Below are 902 nucleotides of genomic sequence, written 5' to 3' on the forward strand. Positions count from 1 at the left end.
GCCTTGGCGCGTTCGCGGGCCAGCGAGCGATCTCGCATCTCCTCGAACTTGGTGGCCTGACGTTCGAGGTCTTCGAGGAACGCGGCGAGTTCCTCGCGCTTGTTCTCACCGCGTGCGGTGAAGTCGTTGCGCTCGAAGACGCTCCACTTGCGCAGGACGGGCCAGACGACGTCTTCGAGGTGCTGACGCAGGTCGTAGATGCCGTGCTTGGCCATCAACACACCGTTGCGGCGGAAGTTCGGCATGCCTGCACCGGGCATGACGAAGTTCGTCACGATGTCGGAGACCGCGTCGAGGGTCTGGTCGGGAGCGATGTCCATCGCTGCGCCGGTGATGTTGCGGTAGAAGATCATGTGCAGGTTCTCGTCGGCGGCGATGCGCTGGAGCATGCGGTCGGCGATCGGGTCGTCACAGACCTTGCCGGTGTTGCGGTGCGAGACTCGGGTCGCGAGTTCCTGGAACGTCACGTACGCCACCGAGTGGAGCAATCCGGTCTGCGAACCTGCGGGCGAGGCGAAGCCGTTGGTCATGTGGATCATGCGGGCTTCTTCGAGGGCGACGGGATCGACGCCTCGGGTGACGACGAGGTAGTCGCGCATGACGATGCCGTGGCGGTTCTCTTCGGCGGTCCAGCGGCCGACCCAGGTTCCCCAGGCACCGTCCTGGGAGAAGTTCTCGGCGATCTCACGGTGGTAGGACGGCAGATTGTCCTCGGTGAGCAGGTTGGTGATCATCGCGGCCTGCGCGACGTCGGAGAGCTTGGACTGCTCCGGGTCGTAGTCCTTGCCGCCGAGGGCGGCGAAGTTACGGCCTTCGTCCCACGGCACGTAGTCGTGGGGATGCCATTCGCGCGCCATCGAAATGTGACGGTTCACGTTGTCCTCGGCAGTGGGCACCAGCTC

1 protein-coding gene is annotated in these 902 nt (G+C 64.6%); it reads right to left on the reverse strand.

The features are described 5' to 3' along the window. The coding region (locus tag CH281_RS14800) for an acyl-ACP desaturase (protein ID WP_306427555.1) at positions 1–902 on the reverse strand (902 nt) is incomplete at both ends.

The sequence above is a fragment of the Rhodococcus sp. 06-221-2 genome, assembly GCF_002258365.1.
Lineage (GTDB): Bacteria > Actinomycetota > Actinomycetes > Mycobacteriales > Mycobacteriaceae > Rhodococcoides > Rhodococcoides fascians.